The sequence below is a fragment of the Paraburkholderia ginsengisoli NBRC 100965 genome, assembly GCF_000739735.1.
Taxonomy (GTDB): domain Bacteria; phylum Pseudomonadota; class Gammaproteobacteria; order Burkholderiales; family Burkholderiaceae; genus Paraburkholderia; species Paraburkholderia ginsengisoli.
In genome coordinates this window covers 1-2739 of sequence record NZ_BBJF01000039.1, presented here as the reverse complement: position 1 = coordinate 2739, position 2739 = coordinate 1, and the positions used below count along the sequence as shown (strand labels likewise).

The window sequence follows — 2739 nt, the reverse complement described above, 5'->3', positions numbered from 1 at the left end:
GCGTGTAGGCCTGCTTCAGGTCCAGCCAGTCCCATGCACGAAACTCGTCGTGCAAAGCCAGACCATCATTTCGTCATCGAACGAACCGGGCTCTGCCGTCCTGTCCTGCTCGGCGACGACCAATTTGGGGTCGTCTCAGAATTCGGAAAAATCGTACGCTAAGCTGCCTGCATGGGGCGTAGCGGCCTGAACTTGCCCGCTCCAATCCTGGTGCTTGCGCGCCAGAGGTAATCGCCAGTCAGGTTGATGTGCTCCCAACCCAGCGGTGACAGGTATTGCAACAGTCCGTCATCGATGCCGTTGCCGTTACCACGTAACGCAATCGCCGCCCGCTCCAGGTAGACCGTGTTCCACAGCACGATGGCTGCCGTCACCAGATTGAGGCCGCTCTCTCGGTAGCGCTGCTGCTCGAAACAGCGATCACGGATTTCGCCTAGGCGGTTGAAGAATACAGCGCGGGCTAGCGCGTTGCGAGCCTCGCCCTTGTTCAACCGGGCATCCACGCGCCAGCGCAGTTCCACGCTCTGCAGCCAGTCCAGAATGAACAGCGTGCGCTCGATGCGGCCCAGCTCGCGCAACGCTACTCTCACTGTGCCGTGACCGGAGTCGGGCGCGTGGTCATCCATGCCACAGCGGCGCATGTAATCTGAACCAGACCTCCAAGAAACATCGCAAGGCGCTGAAGCGCCCCGGGATTTCCGGAGGCTCCAATTCTTGAGAAAATGGAGCTATGGAAAACACGAAGAAGAAGTCGCCAAGGTTCTCGCCGGAAGTTCGTGAACGGGCTGTGCGGATGGTGCTGGAACATCAGGGCGAGCGCGACTCGCAATGGAAAGTGATCGCGTCGATCGCAGCGAAGTTTGGCTGCTCGGGCGAGACGCTGCGGAGCTGGGTGCGCAAGGAAGAGCGGAATCGAGGTTTGCGCCCGGGCACGAGTACGCAGGAGCAGGATCGGCTCAAGGAGCTGGAGCGGGAAGTGCGTGAGCTTCGGCAGGTCAACGAAATCCTGCGCAAGGCGTCAGCGTATTTCGCACAGGCGGAGCTCGACCGCCGACCCAAGTGATGATCACGTTCATCGATGATCACCGGCACGTCTACGGGGTCGAGCCGATTTGCAGGGTGCTGCCGATCGCACCGTCGACGTACTACACGCACGTGGCCCGCCGCACCGATGCTGACCTGGTGCCGTCACGGGCCCAGCGCGACAGGATGCTCAAGGGTGAGATCGGGCGCGTGTGGGAAGAAAACTTCCAGGTTTATGGTGCCGACAAGGTCTGGAAGCAATTGAAGCGCGAAGGCATTGTCGTGGCGCGCTGCACGGTCGAACGGCTGATGAAGCTGATGGGCCTGCGCGGCGTGGTGCGGGGCAAGACAGTACGCACGACGGTGAGCGATGGTTCGACGCCGTGCCCGAAGGATCTGGTGAACAGGCAATTCACGGCCGAACGGCCCAATGCGCTGTGGGTGTCAGATTTTACCTATGTATCGAGCTGGCAGGGCTTCGTCTATGTCGCGTTCATCATCGACGTGTTCGCCCGGCGCATTGTCGGCTGGCGTGTGTCGAGCTCGGCGCGCACGGACTTCATTCTGGATGCGCTGGAGCAGGCCTTGTACGAACGACAGCCGGCGCAGCAGGACGGGCTGATCCATCACAGCGACCGCGGCGTTCAATATGTATCGATTCGCTATACGGATCGGCTGGTCGACGCTGGCATCGAGCCGTCAGTGGGCAGCGTGGGTGACTCCTACGATAACGCACTGGCTGAAACGATCAATGGCTTGTACAAGGCAGAAGTGATCCATCGCCTTGGTCCGTGGCGCAACTTGCAGGCCGTTGAAATGGCGACGCTCGAATGGGTGGACTGGTTCAACAATCGTCGGCTGCTCGGCCCCATCGGCGACATTCTACCTGCCGAGGCAGAAGCCGCTTATTATTCGAAACTCGCTGGGTCCGCCATCGGGGCGTGACTCAAGCAAAACAGCCTCCGAAAAACCCGGGGTGCTTCATTATTCGATGGTCGTCATTTTGACCGTGAGATCATTGTTCTGTGCGTGCGTTGGTACCTTCGTTACAAGCTCAGCCTGCGTGACCTGGTTGAGATGATGGCCGAGCGGGGACTGATGCTGGCGCACACGACGATCATGCGTTGGGTAAAGCGCTTTACCCCCGAGTTCGTCAAGCGTTGGAATCGTTTTGCGACGCCCACAGGGCGGTCGTGGCGCGTTGATGAGACCTATCTGAAGATCCGCGGCAAGTGGGTTTATCTGTACCGGGCGGAAGATCGCGCTGGCCAGACGGTGGACTTCGTGCTCAGAGCCAGGCGAGATGTGGCGGCGGCCAAGGCCTTTTTCAGCAAGGCCATCAAACATCAGGGCCAGCCGCCGGAGACGATCACGCTCGATGGATATACCGCCTCACACCGGGCAGTGCGTGAGATGAAGGCCGATGGCCTGTTGCCTGAGGACACGGAGGTCCGGACCTCGAAGTACCTGAACAACCTGATCGAACAGGATCATCGAACCATCAAGTCCAGAACGAAGGTGATGCTCGGTTTCAAACGATTCAGGAGTGCCGCGACCACGATTTCAGGCATCGAGTTGATGCATCGCATTCGCAAGGGTCAGTTTGACGTCTGGGCTCTCGGGCTCAAGGATACCGCTGCATTGTATGTCTGGAATGCGGTCCTGTTTTCTAAATAAGGCATCCTTAATTATTCAAAAAATATCGGCCCCGCCGGC

At 59.3% G+C, this 2739-nt stretch carries 2 protein-coding genes, 1 pseudogene and 1 other annotated feature; of the genes and pseudogenes, 2 read left to right on the top strand and 1 reads right to left on the bottom strand.

Annotated features, from left to right (window positions below; translation table 11 throughout):
* Positions 1-158: 158 nt before the first annotated feature.
* Positions 159-584: pseudogene (locus tag BGI01S_RS28755) on the bottom strand (Tn3 family transposase); the annotation flags it as partial.
* Between the two features lie 146 nt (positions 585-730).
* Here BGI01S_RS28755 and BGI01S_RS28745 point away from each other — a divergent pair.
* Both BGI01S_RS28745 and BGI01S_RS28740 read left to right on the top strand, forming a co-directional pair.
* A protein-coding gene (locus BGI01S_RS28745; protein WP_232624500.1) for an IS3 family transposase occupies positions 731-1968 on the top strand; the annotation gives its coding sequence in 2 pieces (ribosomal slippage) (positions 731-1034 and positions 1034-1968; 1239 coding nt in all).
* Positions 1021-1137 (top strand) — a sequence feature (AL1L pseudoknot). Its footprint overlaps the gene before it by 117 nt.
* Before the next feature lie 69 nt (positions 1969-2037).
* Positions 2038-2700, top strand: a complete 663-nt coding sequence (locus BGI01S_RS28740) for an IS6 family transposase (protein ID WP_042329814.1) — start codon at positions 2038-2040, stop codon at positions 2698-2700.
* The last annotated feature ends 39 nt before the right edge of the window (positions 2701-2739 follow it).